Consider the following 18,488-nt stretch of genomic DNA (forward strand, 5'->3'; position numbering starts at 1 on the left):
GCGCCAGCCTGTGCCATAGTGAGTTTTGAAAAAAATACCTTGAAAAATATTAAAAATATAGGGTGAGTTTCTTGTTAAGCGCTAAATAAAGTTAATTTAAAGGCTGGAGTGAATAGTTTTATACTGAACAAAGGTACTTATTTGATCAAAATTATTCGGTCAAAATGTCAATCGATGCGTTTCTATACATTACAATTTGGTTAATTAAATAATCACATCCTACAACAAATGCAACATGTATCCTGAAGACTTATACACAATAGAAATTACAAATGATTTCATCAAGGTCACCCATCCTCAGGAAAATGACAAAACAGTACTATGGGACAATATAACTGAAATTCATATACAGACTACAGATGAAGGTCCATACCGACCTGATGTCTGGTTAGTATTGATCGGCATAGATACCTATTGCAGGATACCTCAAGGCAATAATTCATATGATGTTATATATGAACGTGTATCTAAATGGGATGGATTTAATTTTGAGGCTTATATTGAATCTATGTCCAGTACAGAAAATGCAATCTTTTTGATATGGAAAGCAGACCTTAATTAACTAAAGTTTCGGCGGTATAAATATATTCCAAAAGACATGTTATTACTCAATCTAAGGTAGAAATTAGAAATTAGAAGTCAGAAGCTTGCCCGACAAAGTGCAACGACGGCGGGGATACTTCGATGGTTGAGCCCATCAAATAAAACCATTTAAATAATTCAATGAAAATCGAATTATTTAATGTTGTTAAATAAAGGATTCCGATTCGGATAAATTATTCGCTGTATTGGCAATTTCTATTATTATAATAAAAAAATCCCGATTTCTGCCATAGCAAAAACCGGGATCAATTATTCTTATTCAGGTTCAAATCAAGTAAACCTGATCTCGTCCTCTGCAGTATCGTAAAAACGATACTCTGTCAAAGCAAAATTGGAATCTTGCCTAATAGTGACCCATTTTTTGTGTTTCATATACCATCTCATCTTAATGCTTGGAAGTCCTTTGGTGAGGAAGGCATGCACATAAGGATGGACTGTCAAATGCACCTTAGAGATCGATTTGTTTGCCAAAAGATATACCAGATCTCTCTCTATCTCGTCCGTAAGCAGAATCGTAGGCTGAACCTTGCCACTTCCATTACATGTGGGGCAAGTTTCATCTGTATTGATCGTGACTACTTGTCTTACACGCTCTCTCGTGATTTGCATGAGACCAAACTTACTCAATGGTAATATTGTATGCTGAGCACGATCTTTCTCCATGAGTTCGATCATGCGACTGTTCAACACTTTTTTGTGATCCAGGCTTTTCATGTCGATAAAGTCGATTATGATCAGTCCGCCGATGTCTCTAAGTCTTAATTGTCTGGAGATTTCTTCAGCTGCTTCCATGTTGACAGTCAGTGAGGTATTATTCATCTCTGACTTGGACATCTTGGGACCACTATTGACATCTATGACATGCATGGCCTCAGTATGCTCTATGACAAGATATGCACCACTGTTCATGGTGGCTGTCTTCCCAAACGAAGCTTTAATCTGCTTATTGATGCCGTAGTGTTCAAAAATGGCTGCCTTGCCGGTGTAATGCTCTACGATCTTAACTTTATCGGGTGCGATTGCAGTCATGAAAGTCTTGACATTATTATAAATTTCCTTGTCATTGACTACAATGTGCTGATAGTCATTAGTAAGGAAATCTCTTATAAGAGACGTGGTCTTGTCTGCTTCACTTAGGATTTTCTGAGGGCCATTGGCTTCCTTCAGACTTTCTTCCATGTCATTCCATTTCTGCGCTAGGCCATTGATCTCATCGTGGAGGTCAGCAACCTTTCTCCCTTCTGCGGCAGTTCTGGCAATGATGCCAAAATTTTTAGGTTTGATACTTTCAATCAGTAATTGAAGTCTTTTCCTTTCATCAACATTGACGATCTTTTTGGAGATTGTAACAGCATTTGAGAAAGGGGTTAAAACAAGATATCTACCCGGTATAGTGATCTCACAACTTAATCTTGGACCTTTCGTAGAGATAGGTTCCTTGAGGATCTGCACCAGCATCATGGTCCTTTTGTCCATGACGTCCTGTATCTTGCCATTCTTGTGGATCTCTTTAGTAAGATCCATGGTATGAATGGAGTAACCAGGAGACTTATTAGTGATCTCTTTGGTATATTCTATAACAGAAGGAAGTTTGGGTCCAAGGTCAGTGTAATGCAAAAATGCATCTTTTCTGCTCCCTATATCCAGAAATGCAGCATTGAGTCCCGCCATCAGTTTATTTACTCTGGCAAGGTATATATCCCCAACATTAAAAGAATTACTCGTCTTTTGCCTATGAATTTCAACAAGTTTATTGTTTTCAACTAAGGCTATTTCAACTTCAGAAGGCAAAGAATTAATAATCAGCTCTTTATTCACAGTCTGATTGTTTTAAAAGAATAAAACAGCGCTTAATGTGTATACATCTCAACAATAACAGTTATGATATTGTAACGACTAACATTAAGCGCTGCATAAAATTATTTACCTACCGGTTCTTTTTCTTATGACGGTTTTTTCTCAATCTTTTTTTCCTCTTGTGGGTTGCAATCTTGTGTCTTTTACGTTTTTTACCGCAAGGCATACTCGTATTTTTTTTTGTTAATAATATTATTTAATGCTCTCTGAATTAGCCTTTTTGATTACAAAGTTTTGCAATCTCATGTGCTTTTTCATGTTGACCGGCACCTTCATAAGCCATGCTAAGCAGGCAAGGTGTCTCTCTATTTTTTGGATCTAATTGATAAGACTTTTCCAATCTGGTGATCGCCTTATCCCATTGACCTGTTTTGATAGCCAGTTCACCCAAAGTATTCATCACTGTGATATTCTCTGGTTCGCTTTTGCTCATATCCAATAGCATCATTATGCCCTTCATCGGATTATCCTTTGGTGGCGATTCCGCATATATGGTTGCTAGATTGACACGGTGGTTTGTTTCTTTTGGGTCGAGCGAGATAGCATTTTCGAAAGCTTTTACAGCTCTTCCAACGCAGAATTCCCTCTCTTTCCCCTCCGGCAAAGCTCTAACTCCGACACCATAAGTGGTACCAGCTATAGACCATGCCTGAGCGCTTCCCTCAATAGTAGCCACTTGTTGGGCATAATAACCCGCCATTCCGTATCTTTTTTGACTATACCAAACCCCTGATAATCTCTTTAGATTCTCAACGATAAGCGCAGTATCTGTTCCTTCAGTAAGATGTTCCAATCTTCCAACAAGTTCCAGCGTGTCTTTCGAAGCAGAAGCTCTAGCTTCTTTGACCAGCGTTTCCGGTCCTGTAACTTCTGTGATCAAAGCTCTTTCCTTATCAAGCTTTGACTTTTTATTTTTGTCTGTCAGACTAAATCCAAAATAAATAATACAGAATAGTAAAGCCGCAGATGCAAGTGCTATCCATTTTTGGTATTTAATATTGGAAAAAGAACCTTTCGACATACTAATCCTCCTCTACTACAGGCGCTACTAGTACCTTATTCTTAACTTGATCAGTAAAAGTTTTAGCCGGCTTGAAAGCAGGAATGAAATGCTCAGGTATTTCTATCGCCTCATTCTTCTTAATGTGACGGCCTATTTTTTTCGCTCTTTTCTTGATAATAAATGATCCGAAACCACGAACATAAACATTCTCTCCACTAGACAAAGAGTTTTTAATTTCAGTAAAAAAGTGTTCGATCGAGACAAGTACATCTACTTTCGGAACTCCTGTTTTTTCTGCAATTGTTGCAACTAAGTCAGCTTTTCTCATTAGACGTTGGTTTATAATAAGTTATGAAATAAAAATGATGCTTCTCTAAAAGCGTGGCAAATTTCGTATTTTTTATCATTTTAAAAAATTTCTGACTGTTTTTTTTCATAAATAATTGAAATTCATTGAGTAGGAACTTTCTAATACCCAATTACCACCAACCTCTAAGGCAAGTTTTGGGGTGAAAACATTTTTTTGTCAATTGCCGATTTTTGCCTTGTGAAGTTCAGAAACCTTCCTTTGGATGTCATTTATTTTGTCTTCCAGCAGATTATCTTGTGTGTTTTTGACATCATTGAATCCAATATGTGCATGATAAGACCACAATTCCTGAATGTCCGCATATTCAATGGAATATGGCGTAAATAGTTCATTATCAGATATTGCGATTATGCGGGCTTCGTCCTTTAATGTTTGTAATCTCTTATATACGACGCCATCTTTGTGTGTGATGACGATGTATGTCTTCCCACTTTTTATCTCTGTCAGCTTTTCTACATATTTACAAATGACGATGGATCCTGATTCTAGTGGTAACATTGAATCACCACGTATTTCAAATGCTCTGTAGCGGCCACTCTTCATAGAAGGAAAAGAGATCTTAGGGAGATCAGAGATATACTCAGGATCTGACATGCCGTTCATGTAGCCAGCCTCAGCCTTGGTTTCTACTAGTTCAATATTGTTATGGCCATTTCCATCCATCGTCATGGCTAGAATCCTTAAGTTGTTGTCTTTAAATACTTCCAAACGCTCCAAACTAACATCCTCTCTGATCAATTGATCTAAAGAAATGGTAAACAATTCAGACATCCGGGTCAGAAGACGCAGGTTTGGCTCTGTGTTCCCTTTTTCATATTCTGAATAAGTCGTGCGTGGAATTCCAAGTTCCTCAGCAAGTAATTGCTGTGAAAGTTGGCGTCTATGACGGAGATATTTCAAGTTTAGATGGAACATTTGGTATAAAGTTATTTTACAAAGTTATGTAAAATTATCCAAATGACAAATAACACGGCATTTATAGACGGAAAATGCGTAATTGGATTGAATGGGCTTAAATATTTTTACAAAATCGTTTAATTTTAGTAAGATTGCAAAGTTTAAATGTGAATATATGATTGAATTATTTGGGGTTAAATTAGACCAACCTGCAACAGTTGCGACCAATATTGCACTTTTTATCATCTGCACTTATTGCGCTATCTCAGTCATGCGTTCACCCGCCGGTCGGTATGACTTTGTCAAAAAATATAGCTTGTTTCTATTATTTACCGGTATTGCTGCGCTGTTGGGAGGTATATTTAGTCATGGTTTTAAATATTATTTTGGTCTAAGTTATTCATTTCCGGGATGGCTTATAGCATTAGGAGGAGCTTATTATGCCAGTATCGCTGCCTTTAGACATGCTTTAGCAAATGAGCTTTGGCAGGATATAAAGCCAACAACAATCAAGATTACAGAGCAAATATTAATGCTGTTATTGATCGTTTTTATGGTACTAACTTACTTTTACATGAATTTCCTGGTTGTTACGATTTACACTGCTGTATGTATCTCTGTAATAGGATTATATTTAGAAATGAAGATCTTCAGAAAAACACAGAATCGTGGGAGCAAGAATTATATGTGGGGCATAGGAATTGGAGTTCTTGTGTTATTTGTGTATATCTTTAAGCTCGGTATTTCACCGGAATTCAATCACAATGACGTGGCTCATATTATCATGATGATATCGATGGTGGTGTTGATGAAAGGATTTAAGGGGATGTCAGCAGCTAAGTTAACATGATCACTATCTCTTCAATAATAATAAAAGTATGCTGGTAGTAGATCAGGAATATGTGGAAAGGCTGAAGAAGGAGCAGAAGAAAAAGCCAAGACTTAGCACGCTTTATGGAATGGATCGTATTTTCAGATTGGTATATAAAATTCCTTTTTACATTCCAGTTGCACAATGCTGTCTTCTGGAACATGGCGTCAACTTTCAGTTTTCATTATTCTTTGAAAGATTAAAATCAAGTAAAAATGAATTAATTTTCCTTGACAATTCTCATAGAGTTAATGAATTTGAAAAACAGACTGAAAACCAAGCTTATGCCATCGGGCCATTATACCCGAAGTACAGGAGGTTTAAAAATATTGTTCCAAAGCTTGATAGAAAGGGCACTTTAGCTTTTCCCTCTCATTCCTCAAGCCAGTTTGATTTTAGTGAAGGGTATTCAAAGTATGCGGAGGATTTAAAAAAACTTCCTGATGAATTTCAACCAGTTACGATTTGTCTTTATTATTATGACATTCTACAAGGCCACCACCAGACATTTACGGATGCAGGCTTCACTGTAATAACTAATGGATATGTTGGCGATGCAGGCTTTGTTGATAGGCTTTACGACCATATTTCTTCCTTTCAATATATCACCAGCAATCATACTGGTTCTTATTCCTTCTATGCGCTGGAAATGGGTATACCCTTTTTTTTATATGGTGATGATATTGACAATCAATTACTTAAGTTCGGCACATTAAATGGTATTGATATGGGGAAATACCTGGAAGAGGATTTTTTAAAAAACTTTACTGCAAATTTAAATTTCGATTTGAACAATCCTGTCACTGTAACATCTCAACTTAAAGAATGTATAGCTTATATACAGGATGAAAATAATCAACTTGATCCATTAATTGTGCAGAAACTTGTAAAGAGAAATTGGTGGAAATTAATCCTGAAAAAGGGACTTAGCTATCTGAATGGATGAAAAGTTTTTTATCTTTGGAAACCTAAAATCACCAATATGAAGTTTCTAAAATATATTCTTGAGATCCTATTTCCTGTTAGTTGTGTCTCTTGTGGGGCTTCGATCAATGATGAGAAAAACCTTTTTTGTGCCAAATGTCTTACAGAAACAGTATTTACATCCTATCCATCAGTATTGAAAAATGAAATGGTAGATAGACTGGTGTCTATAGGAGGGCTTAAAGCCGCTTACGCCCCGCTATATTTCAAAAAAGATGCGCCTGTTAAAAATGTTTTTTATAAAATCAAATATGGCAACAGGCCCGATGTTGCCCAAAAAATGGCTGAATTTGCAACTGAAAAGTTTATGAAAATTCTCCCGGTCGACCTGAAATTAGACGGCGTTTGCTATGTTCCAATCCACAAAATAAAATTATCAAAACGTGGTTATAATCAAAGTGCTATAATAGCTAAGGTTGTGGCGGATAAACTGGAATTACCTTTGGTTCATGTGCTTGAAAGATCATCAAATATTGAAACACAAACTCATTTTGGACGAATAGACAGGTTGAAAAATCAGGAAGGTACGATTGTTGCATCTAAGAATGTTATTAGACATAAGCACCTATTAATCATTGATGACATTTTAACGACAGGAGCGACGATAGAAACATGTTATGATGCTCTTAGATTATCCAATCCGCATTGCTTGATCTCTATCCTTACCTTGGCGGTGACTGATAGTTGGTAATTACCTTATGAGTATCACATCGCCATATTTGAAAAATGGTACATGATTATTACAAAAACCTCTAACCATATAAACATAAACTCCAGTAGCAGCATCTTGATCTTTGAATCTTCCATCCCATTTAGGATTTGGTTCATTAGAAGAAAATAATACCGCTCCCCATCGATTAAATATATACATCTGGCTGATTGTGACATTTTTCCTTTCCACCTCAAAATAGTCATTAATCTGATCTCCATTTGGCGTGAAGACATTCGGAATGTAATATCTGCCGCATACTCCATTTTCACACAATTCTTCATCCTTCATCGAAATACGGATCGTCAATGTACTGTCACATCCTGAATCAGAAAGAATTACCTGGGAGTATGTACCGTCATTTGTATAATTTTCCTGACCAATTTTCACTGACTCTCCGGCACATACTTCGGTTTCAACAAAGCTTTCCTTAACATCCAACATCCTGACAGAAATATTCAAAATACTATCACAACCAGCGCTGGAAGTAAGTATTTGATTATCATTAAATGATGAATTATACACCTTATTACCTATCCTAATCGAATCACCATAGCAGACCTCAGCATTAATCTGGGCGGTAATCAATGATCTTACATTGATGTCAATCTTAATTAGAGTATCACATGGTCCATTTGAAGGTATTGTGTCAAGATATACTCCTGATGTAGAATAATTTGTCCCCATGATTTCAATGGATTCTCCAAAACATATTCTTTCATTTATATACTTTAGGATAAACTCGGAACTCCCTGTTACTTCGAAGTTAAAGGGGATTGATTCGCATCCGTCTTCATCAATCGCAATTATTGAATGGGGACCATTATTTAAATTATCGAAGAAATTATTTGTTGTAAATACTCCATTGTCTAATGAAAACTTCACGCCATTCCCCCCATTCGATACGGACATCTTTACGAATGTGCTTTCATCACCACATTCCTTGAGATTATCCAACTCATCTACCACCAACAATGGCGCAGTGCCTTTATCTTCAATTAGAATTTCCACATTCTGCTCGCAACCCATTTTGTCTTTTACGACTACGTTGTGGAGGCCAGGATCAATGTCGTTAAATATACCATTGGCCTGCGAAATTCCATTAAATTCATATATATGGAGCGGTGCCACCAGAGGCAAATACTGTAAAGCTGCCTTTTTTCTCACAAGTAGAATTGAATACTTCATTTACCAGCAATTTCAAATCAGTAGTACTATATTCTATTTCAAGATTGGTACATATCCAACCAAAATTAACACCACATCCTCCTGAGTTAAGGTTTTCAATGGCTATGACATTAACACCCTGCTCCAAAAAGGATGCTATGTCAGCGACTTCTACCACATTAAATCCCCTGCTATTAAATTTAGTTGCGGGAGGATTCACAGCAGAATAAATACCTGATTTGCCACAAACCTGATCACAATCAATAGTAGAACCTTCATAATCATAAAAGCCACTTTGAGATACTACCTGATTTCCATTGATATAAATTCTACAAGAATTATCAGTAGCATATCTTATCGTCGTACTTGTTATATTTATGCAATTATCCAGAGAGAAGGTGTTTCTAAAATTGTAAGTGCTTGGCTCATTAATAGGTTCAAAGTAGTTGCAGAGGTTTTCTGTGATCCATATAGGGATTGCACTATTACCAATTTGACCAACAATAAAAGTTTGAGTTCCGCCAAGGCACCTTTTTTACATCAAACGTCCAATCCGAATTTAATAGCCCAGTAGATTTATTAACCAACCAGTCTGTATTTGAAGGTTTGGGATTCGTTGGATATGGTTGCTTGACTTTTGTAATAGCCCAGTTTTTGTTGAGTCCTGTTGTTTGAATCAACTTACTTTGGGTAAAAGCAAGATTTTTGCTCAATAAAAAGAATAATAAAAGAAGGCTTTTTAGAAATTTATAAACTGGCATTATTCTTTAAGTTGGTAATTTGAATTTAAGAACTACTTCTTTGCAAATATAATTTATAATAAATTTTTTCGTAAATAATTATCTCATCACAGTCACACTTCCGGATTTCAGAAATGGAATCCCATTGACACACACGCCTTTAAGGATATAGACATATGCACCGGGCATTACCACTTGCCCATTAACAGAGCCATCCCAACTGAACTCCGACCATTTGAATCAAAGATCATAGCACCCCATCTGTTAAATATTGAAAGTTGACCTACTTTGATATAGTAAGCATCTGCTTTAAATACATCATTTATTCCATCATCATTTGGTGAAAAACGTTGGGAATAAAAAAGTCACATCCTGACGCAGCACATAGTTTTTCATCCTTTTCATCTATTCTGATATAGATCGTGCTGTCGCATCCAAACTTATCGATGATATGCGTGAATAATTACCCGACTCCGCACAAATCGTCCCGTTTAAATCAATGGTATCACCAGGACAGATCTCGTAAGAAAGTTCCTTTTCTTTCAATTCAGCTATTCTCAGGTCGATACGGTGTATTGTATCACAACGACTTCCCGCCATTTCTGTGGTATCTGATATAATTTGAGATCGATCATACAATTTACCAAATAACAGAATTTGTTCACCATGACAAAGATTAATCACTTCATTTTTGACGATTTTTCCCTCGTCAAAAAAGATCTCAAATTCATATGGCTTTGTATTACAACCAAACTCATTTATGCCAATTACTTTGTGGACTCCCGGCAAAAGATCTGTGAACAAAGATTGATCTAAATAGGGCCCATCATCAATTGAATACTGAATGTCATAACCTTTGTCCTTGGGATTCAAAGTGATGGAAGCGGTCGTCAAAACAATCTGTGCTTATGTCAATATCCTCAACCACCAGTTCCGGCAATACCTTCCAATTTTGGACGGTCACTGCGACTTTTTCCTCACATCCTGTGGCGTCTTCTACTACGACGTAATAATCTCCTGCCGAAAGATCTTTATATTTTCCATTATTCTGACTAATACTCCCAAGTCTAAAGATGTAGGGACCTATACCACCGGTAGGCACTACTTCAAAACTACCATCATGACTGCAATCTTGATGAACAAGATTATCTATTTGCGTAGTAATAAGACTTCCGGTGTATTGGATCTCCATGTTGGCACACACCCATGCATAGTTGGTTTCACATCCACCGGTATTAAGATTTTCAATTGCTATGACATTCATGCCTGTTTGCAGGTAGTCCTTGACATCGGCTATTTCAAGAATGTTGACACCCTGACTGTTAAACATAAAAGCAGGTGGATTTTCAACATAGACAGAGCTATACACACCGCATATCTGCTGACACTGACTAATACTGCCTGGGAAATCTATCAAACCGCCGGACCTTTCAATTTGCTTTCCATTGATATAGAATCTACAAATATTGTCCGTGGTAAATAGTAAAATTGCCGATTTGATGTCAATGCAATCTGAAAGATAGAATGTCTTTCTGAAATTATAGGTACTTGCTTTGCTGGGGCATCGTACAGGTAGTTGCAGAGATTTTCAGCTATCCAAATGGGCTTAGCTTTATTACCCACATTCTGAACGGGAATGATTTGGTCAAGTGTAATATTGGCAAGAACTACTTTGTCCGTCCATTGATCATTTAGTAAATCTGGAGTTTTATTGATGAGCCAGTCAGTATTAGGTGGTAGTGGATTGGTAGGATAGGGCTGATTCTTCTTAGTGATTGTCCAACCTTTATCAACTCCGGTAGTAAGAATCAATTTACTTTGACCATATACAAAAGAGGAGCTACAAAGAATCAGAGATACTAATAGGTACTTCCAATTGTAATTTCTAAATTTATTAATAATGAATGTATGTAATCTATTGCTCTTCAAGTAATTGTAAAGATAATAAATATCTTATCAATTCTCCCTATTAGTCACATAATCGATCAGCTCAACGAGTGATTTACTGGCGTCATTATCTGCTAACGTTTTAAGTAGTTCAATAGCTTCCTGCAATAGTCCATCTACGAGATTCAGCATATTGAAGACCGCCGCTGGCGTGAACGAAACTTATCACCTCCTTCACGCTTTTCTGATCCTTACTGTGGTTTTGATCAAATTAATTATGTGCTTTTTAGTAGGGCGATCAGTGTTTTGTAAGGCATAGATAAGCGGCAACGTCATCTTTTTCTCTTTAATATCTATACCCAGCGGTTTTCCAACATCCTGTGTGCCATAATCGAACAAGTCATCTTTGATCTGGAAGGCAATACCAACCTTCTCTCCGAAAACTCTGAATTGTTCAGAAACTTCCGGGCTGACACCGGCCGATACGGCACCTGCTTCACAGGCAGCAGCTATTAAAGAAGCTGTTTTCTGTCTGATTATATCAAAATAAACCGCTTCCTGAATGTCAAGTTTACGTGCTTTTTCGATCTGCATGAGCTCACCTTCACTCATTTCTTTTACCGCCCGGGACAAAATCCTCAGCAATGAAAATTCGTTATTATTTACGGCCAACAGCAGACCCTGTGACAAGAGATAATCTCCGACAAGAACGGCGATCTTATTCTTCCAAAGTGCATTAATACTGAAGAACCCCTCTGCGCTCTAGGCTTTCATCTACGACATCATCATGCACCAAAGTGGCCGTATGGAGCAATTCTACCAGTGATGCATTGTAAGTGGCCTCGTGGTGCCTCCGGCTGCTTTGGCACTGAGAAATACAAAGATAGGGCGCATTTGCTTACCCTTCCGCTGGACGATATAAAACATGATCTTGTCCAACAGGGCAACATTGCTTTTCATAGCCTTGCGGAAATGCTTTTCGAAGCGCTCCAGCTCTTCTTTTACAGGTTGCTTTATCTGATCTAATTGTTTCGACATCTTGCTTGAGTAGCTGCAAATGTAGGGAATATTTTATGAAGAATAAAGGTTGTTATAAGTAATGGGTAATGAGTAATAGGTAATATGTTAAAATGGGCGGAAGTGCTTGATTTTGATGGATGATGGAGATTACTAGTAATTGGTAATGAGCTTTCTGATGCCAGTTTGTGGAATGTAACAGGTAGCCCCCTTAGTGGGCATGTAACCCATTACACCATCGTTACAAACAGAAAACCCCTAAAGGGGCAAAGAATCATCATTGATAATGAAATACAAGAAATTAATAAAAGTAAGCCCTTATTAACAACGTTATGGGCCGTAGGTCCTACCTGTTTGTAAAGAGCGCATCATATTATGAAAACTAGCCCCGTAGGTGGCTACCTAAATACTGTCCATTTCACAAGTTAAAAACTATCTCAATCGCTAATCATCCAACATCAATAGTTATAAAAATGATCGCCTGCAGATTGGATTCTGAAGTCCTGCCAAATCTCATTTTCAATTTTCAATCCTCATTTTTCAATTACCAAAATCACCAATCTTTTCCACTGTTCCTTTCCTCCGGACGTTGCTGCTTCATGAGTTTAGCTCTGGTCTTCTGCTCTTCCTGTTTCATGATGCGAGCATATTTTCAGCTTCCTGGCGAGTTAAGCTTTTGGGTTTGCCTGCCTGATCTTTTTGTGATTTTTGATCCTCTTGCGATTTTGGCTCTTGATCAGAATCCTGTTGGGAAGGATCGCCACTATCGTTTTTTTGATTTTCTTTTTGATCAGCCTGGCTTTGCTTATCGTCTTTTTTGTCCTTTTGCTCTTGCTGTTGCTTCTGGTCTTGCTGACTCTGCTGTTTCTTTTTTTCAATAGCCTTGGTCAGATTTTTCTTAGCATCTAAATCTGAAGGGTCTAGCCGGAGAGATTGTTTATAAGCATCTATGGCCTTGTTATACTCCTGGCTTTTGTAGAAACTATTACCCAGGTTATAACTGGCTATTGCCTTTTCTTTGTTGGTCTTTGCTTGCCCAAGCGCAGCCATATTCAGTTCTGAGGCCTCCTTATATTTATTCTGTTGAAATAAGGCATTTGCCTCATTGAACAGTCCATTGAATGTCGGTTTTAGTGCATTTGCCTTATTATATTCCGACTGAGCTTCCGCAAAATTTTGGGCTTTATAAGCATTATTGCACCTTCTTTCATTAAGGAACGCACAGATTGGCCTTGCATCTCTACAATGAAGAATCCCATCATCAAGATTAATGAAGTTATTGTCCGATCATTTATTAATCTACACTTCATGTGTTTGCTTTTTGTGATCAATAAACCCATACCCATTAGCAACTCTATCATTAGTAAAGATGGCTGCAGGCCAGAGAAAAAACGGGTACAAACTAAAGTTATTCGCCGTATCTATTGATTGATATTCTCCTTTGTCTAGCTTAGAAACCATGTCGAGAACACCTTTGAGTGATTCCGTATTATCACCAATATTGTAATAAGATCCTTGTGCTTTGGTAGCGATTTTTTTCAAAGCCGAGGCATCTAACTTACTACGGATAGGATTGCCTTGGTCATCCAACTTATAATTGGCTCCACCAGTTGAGTTGTCAGGTATCATCCTCCCGTTCGGTTCCTACTCCAAGGGTAGTAATGACCATCCCCCCCTGTGAAGCCTTTCTGCAGCTTTTCGGCATCCGAATCGTGGTCCTCTCCATCAGATATGATTATCAATCCCTGCTCTATTAGCTTCTTGAGTAAAGGCCTTTTCTGCTACTTCAATCGCATCACCTATAGCTGTGCCCTGATAGCTCGCCATTTCCGTGCTAAGTCCATTAATAAAATCTATCGCAGCATTATAGTCATTGGTCAGCGGCATGTATACATAAGCTGCCCCGGCAAAGACGATCAATCCTATGCGTTCTGACCGCATGGATTCGACCAGCTTTACTGCAAAAAGTTTAGCCTTAGTAATTCTGTCAGGGGCAATATCCTGTGAAAGCATACTTTCGGGAAATGTCAAAGGCAATAAAGATATCAGAAGATTCTTTGTTTACTAATTGCTTTGCACCGGTAGTTGTGGATTTGAGATGCCAAAATGATGAATGTGATGGCGAATAAAGTGATAGCTCTCCGCAAACCAAACCTATCAGATTTGCGCACAGAAATTTTGTCAAAAAATTGTCTTGTTGACTATTTTTCTGACAAAATAATCCGTCCTTTCCTCCATGATGTCATCATGATAGCAAGTATAGGCACTGTCAGCAATAGTAACAATGCATATGGATTTTCTACCGTTATGTTCATTATACTCACCAAAGGATCATTTTATTCTATAAGGACCGGAGTTCTCAACCAGGTGTTTTTTTAGTAGGATTTAATAAGATCAGCAGAAGACCTGTCACAACAAATATTCTGAAATAGTCAACGCCTTTCTTAAGGACGGTCTTTTCAATTTTTGTTTTTTCAAGTGTATTAATCCGATTATAAATCTTTTGCAGTGAACTTTCATCAGTAGCACGGAAATACTGCCCATTTGTAAGATTGGCGATCTCTGTCATCAGCGGCTCATCTATCGTCACAGGTTGATATACATATATGATCTGACCTGACGGTGTCCTGCTTAGCGGCGTTTCGCCTGACCTTCTGTTCCGACACCGATCACATAAACCTTGATGCCATAGCCTTCTGCCAGTTTCGCTGCAGTGAGTGGATCTATATAACCTGCATTATTTTCACCATCAGTCAACAAAATGATGACCTTACTGCGTGCTTTACTGTCCTTAAGCATATTGACACCAGATGCAAGTCCCATACCGATAGCAGTACCATCATCAAGGACTCCTTGTTCAAGTGATTGCAGTATGTCCAGGACCATCCTATGGTCAGAAGTTAGTGGACATTGTCCCAGTGCAGTCCCGCCAAATATTGAGATGCTTATTCTGTCATTTGGGCGTTCCTTGACGAATTCCTGCGCCAATTGTTTAGTCAGCTCAAGTCTGTTAGGTTTAAAGTCTCTAGCCAGCATAGAGCTGGAAAGGTCGATCACCATAGAAATATCGATTCCACTGGAATTGATCACCTCTTCTTTATTGATCTTTTGCGGTCGTGCCAACGCAATTAGAAAAGAGATAGGGCGATGTACTTAAGCCAGGTAATAGTGGGATCAACCTGGTCTTAATATTATGTGTTTTTTAATACTGAAAAAGTGTAGGCAAATAAATCCCTGAAGGCTTTGCTTTTCTGGTCTGAAAGAAATAAATCAGATACCAAAGGAGTGGCAGTAATATAGTACCACGCCTGTTTAAAACCACTGAACCAGATCTCCCCATCACAAGTCGGATTTATCTTTTAGGCTTTGGAAAAGCTCTGCTTCATCCACCAGGTTTTCTACCCTCCAATGAACGAATAGTTGATCTCATTGCGGCTTTGAGCATTTGCAAATTTGACCAGATCGGCTATATTCAATGCCTTATTGGCCAATCGATCACGGATTCAGGCATACGAGCACGACCCATGCGTTGGACGATCTCATGGCTGGTGATATTCATGGCACGAATGCTGTGAGCATCTGCAAGATATCTACGGAGTATCCCGGATAATGCAGTTTGGAAAGGCTTATGATCATCACTTTTCACATAGATCTCCGGTTCTTAATTTCTCTAAAGCTGTTTTTGCTGTCAGTGCAGGATCGACTTTCGGTTTATTTAAAAACTAAGATTATGCTTATTATTGAGCTTTCCTGATGAAATAGGGTTGCATTACTAGATTATAGCAAGGACTCTAATCCTATAATTACCAAGCTGTATTTGTCTAGAAAATACACTTCTACTATAATATCTTTATTAGGTGCGATGTCCTCCTCACTAGTGTTGAGCGGAAATACAGTTAGTTTCCAAGACTTGGACTTACAGGATTTCTTGTTGCTTTGTAAGAATAATGGTAAGTAACTTCAGGAAAGTTATATTCACCAAGTTAAATGCTGTAAAGGTGATGTCCTTGGTCAGGATCTTAGACATCGGTGTCGTATTTTCAACCCAGTTTTGTTCTTCACTCAATTCGAAACCTTCCACTGCTGTGATGCTGTCTAAGTCCAGCTTAATGATACTAATTTCGGGTCACAAGTGATAGTAAAAATCAACTTTTGCTGATCACCGACGATCATTCTATTGGTATCAGCAGTAATTTTCCATCTGGATCTGTTAAAAGCTTCAGTCGATCCTCAGATGATTAAAACAAGCGAAAATCCAGCAAAAGCGCAGTTTATTTATAAGCATCATCTTGATTTAAAGAATTTCAACAATGCTTTGACGTAGTCTTCATCTGTAGATATTCGGATCAGGTCAACCTTGCTTTCTCCCAATACTTGTTCCGTTTATTTACTTTCGAAATGTAAAATTCGGATATTTTTTCGGAATACTTCATCCTCAGTATCCACCCAATGAGAGATGCCTGTCTCCGGATCTATAGCCTTTATCACTCCGGCATGTGGTAAGATCTTTCGACAGGATCTTCGATATGTATAGCTATCAGGTCATTTTTTCTGCCGGCAATACGAAGAGATTGTTCATAATTTCCATCAAGAAAATCTGAAATTAAGAAACATATACATTCTCTTCTTGACTACATTATTTAGAAACTGAACTGCAGTATTAATACTTGTCTGCACTCTTTGGTTTGTGATCCGACCAATCTCTCTGATGCGCAATGTCTGATTCCGTCCTTTGGAAGGGGCAATGTATTCTCTCATTTTGTCTGAAAATAGAATCAGTCTGACTTTATCATTGTTCTGTACCGCTGAAAAAGCGAGTACTGCACTTAATTCTGTAATTAAACTCACTTTTTTAACAGCTCTTTTTTGATCCAAAGAAAGAAGAATTGCTCATCCACCACCACTTAACCGTGAGTTCTCTTTCCTCTTCATAGATCTTAACAAAGGGCACTCCGGTTCTGGCTGTAATATCTCCAGTCTATAAATCTTACATCATCACTATATTGATATTCTCGTACTTCAGAAAAGGATTATTCCGCGACCTTTGAAAATACTCATCATCTCCAGAAAACAAGTGATTGGAAGATCCCTTGACTTTAGTTCGATCTTACGGACCTTCTGAAGTAGCTTAATAACTTCCAAGATTTAGATCTGCTGACTTTTGAATATCCAATAATTTGCTTTCCACCATTTCCACCCCAACCCTTTAATCTTCGATGAAATCTGATATTGTTGTCTATCTTATAATCTATCATAGTTAGATGTAAGTAAAACGCCACTGTAGGCGACAGCTGGTTCGCCTTATGTTTCTGAAGATGTATCGACACTGCCCTGACCTTTTCGTCCACTATTACTTTGTTATTCTCGCATCCTGTCCTGCTTTTTATGCGGATTAACTCCTCGAGATTGATAGTTCTATTCCATGCATAATTGTAATTACGCAAACTAATAACTTTAGATTGGATTCAATAAACTGTAATGCTTCAATAAAATGTCCGCGAAAGCATTTTTTGGATACGAATAGAAAAGTTAAAACCATGCAATCATATTGGTAGATCTTCCAAGCTGGTTCATCCTCCATATCTTTTACAGATTCCAAATTGTAAATAGAATCAAATTGATGGCTTATCTCACTGACTTTCATTTCTATACTAAAGATCAGCTTTTGTTTCCGGTAAACGGAAATGAATCTCGCAGCACTTCTGCTATTAGTTTTTAATAAAATCTAATGGAATTGTGATTGTAGGTTTCATTTTGTTGCTTATACCGGTAAGGGTAGATTAGGGAGTTGGTGGTCATTCTCCAGGCTGCAAGTAATTTTTCCGGTGGTAACCGAATTTGTTAAGAGTGGTTATCTTTTATGTTGTTTTCTTTTTCTCAGGGTTGCGCCCTGAAAAATAAAAAGTCTTATGTTGCTTCTGGTCATAAATTATGCCCCTGAAAGCGTAGTCGTTCGGATAGGAAATTAGCATTGCTAGTCAGGATTTTCAGCAGATTTATATAAAATAATTTTGGCAAAATCCGGATTAATTGGTTTCTTACATAATGTTTTGATTTTTGCAAACTTGCGGTGATCGTACCGTTATAGATACCTTCAGCGTGAATTATGTCAGCCACACATAGCTACTGTCTCCTAAGATAGCCTTTGATCATACCCATTACCTTTTGGTTAGCAGAATATTCCGCCAAAGAATGGAGATGCGCCCTTTAGAAAACCTCTACGTCCATTAATTTTTAGAACTCACCATTGGTAACCTCCTTTCAGCTTATTTCATTTCTGCACAAAAATATGCATATGGCATGAATCTTGTCTATTCTTCCTCCAAGGTAAATATTGTACATCCTACCTTCTCCTTCCTTGTCTTTTACAGGTTGTATTCACA

The 18,488-nt window shown here is 37.7% G+C and carries 25 protein-coding genes and 2 pseudogenes; 6 read left to right on the top strand and 21 right to left on the bottom strand.

All coding sequences use genetic code 11. From position 1 onward, the window contains the following. Positions 1-235 precede the first annotated feature (235 nt). The gene (locus IPI15_RS16615; protein ID WP_287421362.1) at positions 236-562 is read left to right on the top strand and encodes a hypothetical protein; all 327 of its coding nucleotides are present in this window, start codon (positions 236-238) and stop codon (positions 560-562) included. A 311-nt stretch (positions 563-873) separates the two neighbouring features. On the opposite strand, the gene IPI15_RS16620 is transcribed toward IPI15_RS16615, so the two are convergent. From IPI15_RS16620 to IPI15_RS16635, 4 genes are all read right to left on the bottom strand, one after another. Continuing rightward, positions 874-2,421 (bottom strand): Rne/Rng family ribonuclease, encoded by a 1,548-nt coding sequence (locus IPI15_RS16620; RefSeq protein WP_287404874.1) that lies wholly within the window; start codon positions 2,419-2,421, stop codon positions 874-876. A gap of 250 nt (positions 2,422-2,671) precedes the next feature. Next, on the bottom strand, positions 2,672-3,481 hold the full coding sequence (locus IPI15_RS16625; RefSeq protein WP_287421365.1) for a tetratricopeptide repeat protein: 810 nt from the start codon (positions 3,479-3,481) through the stop codon (positions 2,672-2,674). Between the two features lies 1 nt (position 3,482). Further along, the gene (locus IPI15_RS16630) at positions 3,483-3,806 is read right to left on the bottom strand and encodes an HU family DNA-binding protein (protein WP_502711655.1); all 324 of its coding nucleotides are present in this window, start codon (positions 3,804-3,806) and stop codon (positions 3,483-3,485) included. Between the two features lie 183 nt (positions 3,807-3,989). Continuing rightward, entirely contained in the window at positions 3,990-4,748 is a 759-nt protein-coding gene (locus IPI15_RS16635) for an XRE family transcriptional regulator (RefSeq protein WP_287421368.1), read from the bottom strand. Between the two features lie 157 nt (positions 4,749-4,905). Here IPI15_RS16635 and IPI15_RS16640 point away from each other — a divergent pair, with 157 nt between their 5' ends. From IPI15_RS16640 to IPI15_RS16650, 3 genes are read left to right on the top strand one after another with little or no spacing between them, the layout of a single operon-like run. Then, positions 4,906-5,580, top strand: a complete 675-nt coding sequence (locus IPI15_RS16640; RefSeq protein WP_287404880.1) for a DUF6962 family protein — start codon at positions 4,906-4,908, stop codon at positions 5,578-5,580. Between the two features lie 28 nt (positions 5,581-5,608). Further along, entirely contained in the window at positions 5,609-6,547 is a 939-nt protein-coding gene (locus IPI15_RS16645) for a hypothetical protein (protein ID WP_287404882.1), read from the top strand. Positions 6,548-6,583: 36 nt separating this feature from the next. After that, positions 6,584-7,276, top strand: coding sequence for a ComF family protein (locus IPI15_RS16650; RefSeq protein WP_287421371.1), 693 nt, complete (start codon positions 6,584-6,586; stop codon positions 7,274-7,276). Here IPI15_RS16650 and IPI15_RS16655 read toward each other — a convergent pair whose 3' ends face one another. The 11 genes and pseudogenes from IPI15_RS16655 to IPI15_RS16710 all read right to left on the bottom strand — a co-directional run bounded on the left by IPI15_RS16655 (position 7,277) and on the right by IPI15_RS16710 (position 14,136). Next, positions 7,277-8,482, bottom strand: a complete 1,206-nt coding sequence (locus tag IPI15_RS16655) for a T9SS type B sorting domain-containing protein (RefSeq protein WP_287421373.1) — start codon at positions 8,480-8,482, stop codon at positions 7,277-7,279. It lies immediately after the preceding gene. Then, a complete protein-coding gene (locus IPI15_RS16660; protein ID WP_287421375.1) occupies positions 8,403-8,681 on the bottom strand; it encodes a hypothetical protein in 279 nt (92 codons plus the stop codon). Before IPI15_RS16660 ends, IPI15_RS16655 begins: the two co-directional genes overlap by 80 nt. A gap of 265 nt (positions 8,682-8,946) precedes the next feature. After that, positions 8,947-9,222 (bottom strand): hypothetical protein, encoded by a 276-nt coding sequence (locus tag IPI15_RS16665; RefSeq protein WP_287421377.1) that lies wholly within the window; start codon positions 9,220-9,222, stop codon positions 8,947-8,949. Between the two features lie 167 nt (positions 9,223-9,389). Continuing rightward, positions 9,390-9,545, bottom strand: a pseudogene (locus IPI15_RS19960) (T9SS type B sorting domain-containing protein); the annotation flags it as partial. A gap of 61 nt (positions 9,546-9,606) precedes the next feature. Beyond that, positions 9,607-10,074 (bottom strand): hypothetical protein, encoded by a 468-nt coding sequence (locus tag IPI15_RS16670; RefSeq protein ID WP_287421379.1) that lies wholly within the window; start codon positions 10,072-10,074, stop codon positions 9,607-9,609. Further along, positions 10,049-10,531: a hypothetical protein gene (locus IPI15_RS16675; protein WP_287421382.1), complete on the bottom strand. Its 483-nt coding sequence runs from the start codon at positions 10,529-10,531 to the stop codon at positions 10,049-10,051. Before IPI15_RS16675 ends, IPI15_RS16670 begins: the two co-directional genes overlap by 26 nt. Positions 10,532-10,614: 83 nt before the next feature. Further along, entirely contained in the window at positions 10,615-11,130 is a 516-nt protein-coding gene (locus IPI15_RS16680; protein ID WP_287421385.1) for a hypothetical protein, read from the bottom strand. Between the two features lie 27 nt (positions 11,131-11,157). Continuing rightward, positions 11,158-12,126, bottom strand: a pseudogene (locus IPI15_RS19965) (polyprenyl synthetase family protein). Positions 12,127-12,738: 612 nt separating this feature from the next. Next, positions 12,739-13,377: a tetratricopeptide repeat protein gene (locus tag IPI15_RS16700; RefSeq protein ID WP_353845324.1), complete on the bottom strand. Its 639-nt coding sequence runs from the start codon at positions 13,375-13,377 to the stop codon at positions 12,739-12,741. Positions 13,378-13,404: 27 nt separating this feature from the next. Then, on the bottom strand, positions 13,405-13,734 hold the full coding sequence (locus IPI15_RS16705) for a hypothetical protein (protein WP_287421393.1): 330 nt from the start codon (positions 13,732-13,734) through the stop codon (positions 13,405-13,407). A 96-nt stretch (positions 13,735-13,830) separates the two neighbouring features. After that, positions 13,831-14,136 (bottom strand): VWA domain-containing protein, encoded by a 306-nt coding sequence (locus tag IPI15_RS16710; protein ID WP_287421396.1) that lies wholly within the window; start codon positions 14,134-14,136, stop codon positions 13,831-13,833. An 87-nt stretch (positions 14,137-14,223) separates the two neighbouring features. Here IPI15_RS16710 and IPI15_RS16715 point away from each other — a divergent pair, with 87 nt between their 5' ends. Continuing rightward, entirely contained in the window at positions 14,224-14,484 is a 261-nt protein-coding gene (locus IPI15_RS16715) for a hypothetical protein (RefSeq protein WP_287421398.1), read from the top strand. Here IPI15_RS16715 and IPI15_RS16720 read toward each other — a convergent pair. Together IPI15_RS16720 and IPI15_RS16725 are read right to left on the bottom strand one after the other, a co-directional pair. Next, positions 14,465-14,695, bottom strand: coding sequence for a hypothetical protein (locus IPI15_RS16720; protein ID WP_287421400.1), 231 nt, complete (start codon positions 14,693-14,695; stop codon positions 14,465-14,467). The genes IPI15_RS16715 and IPI15_RS16720 overlap by 20 nt on opposite strands. Before the next feature lie 41 nt (positions 14,696-14,736). Continuing rightward, positions 14,737-15,228: a VWA domain-containing protein gene (locus IPI15_RS16725; RefSeq protein ID WP_287421402.1), complete on the bottom strand. Its 492-nt coding sequence runs from the start codon at positions 15,226-15,228 to the stop codon at positions 14,737-14,739. Positions 15,229-15,580: 352 nt separating this feature from the next. Here IPI15_RS16725 and IPI15_RS16730 point away from each other — a divergent pair, with 352 nt between their 5' ends. Then, on the top strand, positions 15,581-15,715 hold the full coding sequence (locus IPI15_RS16730; protein WP_287421404.1) for a hypothetical protein: 135 nt from the start codon (positions 15,581-15,583) through the stop codon (positions 15,713-15,715). A gap of 306 nt (positions 15,716-16,021) precedes the next feature. Here the strand turns inward: IPI15_RS16730 and IPI15_RS16735 are convergent, their stop codons facing one another. The 4 genes from IPI15_RS16735 to IPI15_RS16745 form a co-directional block, all read right to left on the bottom strand. Continuing rightward, positions 16,022-16,186, bottom strand: a complete 165-nt coding sequence (locus IPI15_RS16735; protein ID WP_287421406.1) for a hypothetical protein — start codon at positions 16,184-16,186, stop codon at positions 16,022-16,024. 403 nt (positions 16,187-16,589) lie between these two features. Further along, entirely contained in the window at positions 16,590-16,721 is a 132-nt protein-coding gene (locus tag IPI15_RS20175; RefSeq protein WP_502711656.1) for a DUF58 domain-containing protein, read from the bottom strand. Continuing rightward, complete coding sequence (locus tag IPI15_RS16740; RefSeq protein ID WP_287421408.1) at positions 16,693-16,980, bottom strand: DUF58 domain-containing protein; 288 nt, start codon at positions 16,978-16,980, stop codon at positions 16,693-16,695. The genes IPI15_RS20175 and IPI15_RS16740 overlap by 29 nt, the downstream gene beginning before the upstream one ends. A 221-nt stretch (positions 16,981-17,201) precedes the next feature. Next, entirely contained in the window at positions 17,202-17,549 is a 348-nt protein-coding gene (locus IPI15_RS16745) for a hypothetical protein (protein WP_287421410.1), read from the bottom strand. Between the last annotated feature and the right edge of the window lie 939 nt (positions 17,550-18,488).

Origin of the sequence: Candidatus Brachybacter algidus (genome assembly GCF_016707225.1) — a bacterium.
GTDB lineage: Bacteria > Bacteroidota > Bacteroidia > Chitinophagales > Saprospiraceae > Parvibacillus > Parvibacillus algidus.

What these genes read in the sequence shown, in the direction of transcription:
- IPI15_RS16615 (WP_287421362.1), top strand. Translation starts at nt 236, where the DNA reads ATGTATCCTGAAGACTTATACACAATAGAAATTACAAATGATTTCATC.
- IPI15_RS16625 (WP_287421365.1), bottom strand. Translation starts at nt 3,481, where the DNA reads ATGTCGAAAGGTTCTTTTTCCAATATTAAATACCAAAAATGGATAGCA.
- IPI15_RS16635 (WP_287421368.1), bottom strand. Translation starts at nt 4,748, where the DNA reads ATGTTCCATCTAAACTTGAAATATCTCCGTCATAGACGCCAACTTTCA.
- IPI15_RS16640 (WP_287404880.1), top strand. Translation starts at nt 4,906, where the DNA reads ATGATTGAATTATTTGGGGTTAAATTAGACCAACCTGCAACAGTTGCG.
- IPI15_RS16645 (WP_287404882.1), top strand. Translation starts at nt 5,609, where the DNA reads ATGCTGGTAGTAGATCAGGAATATGTGGAAAGGCTGAAGAAGGAGCAG.
- IPI15_RS16650 (WP_287421371.1), top strand. Translation starts at nt 6,584, where the DNA reads ATGAAGTTTCTAAAATATATTCTTGAGATCCTATTTCCTGTTAGTTGT.
- IPI15_RS16655 (WP_287421373.1), bottom strand. Translation starts at nt 8,482, where the DNA reads ATGAAGTATTCAATTCTACTTGTGAGAAAAAAGGCAGCTTTACAGTAT.
- IPI15_RS16665 (WP_287421377.1), bottom strand. Translation starts at nt 9,222, where the DNA reads ATGCCAGTTTATAAATTTCTAAAAAGCCTTCTTTTATTATTCTTTTTA.
- IPI15_RS16675 (WP_287421382.1), bottom strand. Translation starts at nt 10,531, where the DNA reads ATGTTTAACAGTCAGGGTGTCAACATTCTTGAAATAGCCGATGTCAAG.
- IPI15_RS16705 (WP_287421393.1), bottom strand. Translation starts at nt 13,734, where the DNA reads ATGATACCTGACAACTCAACTGGTGGAGCCAATTATAAGTTGGATGAC.
- IPI15_RS16715 (WP_287421398.1), top strand. Translation starts at nt 14,224, where the DNA reads ATGGCGAATAAAGTGATAGCTCTCCGCAAACCAAACCTATCAGATTTG.
- IPI15_RS16730 (WP_287421404.1), top strand. Translation starts at nt 15,581, where the DNA reads ATGCCTTATTGGCCAATCGATCACGGATTCAGGCATACGAGCACGACC.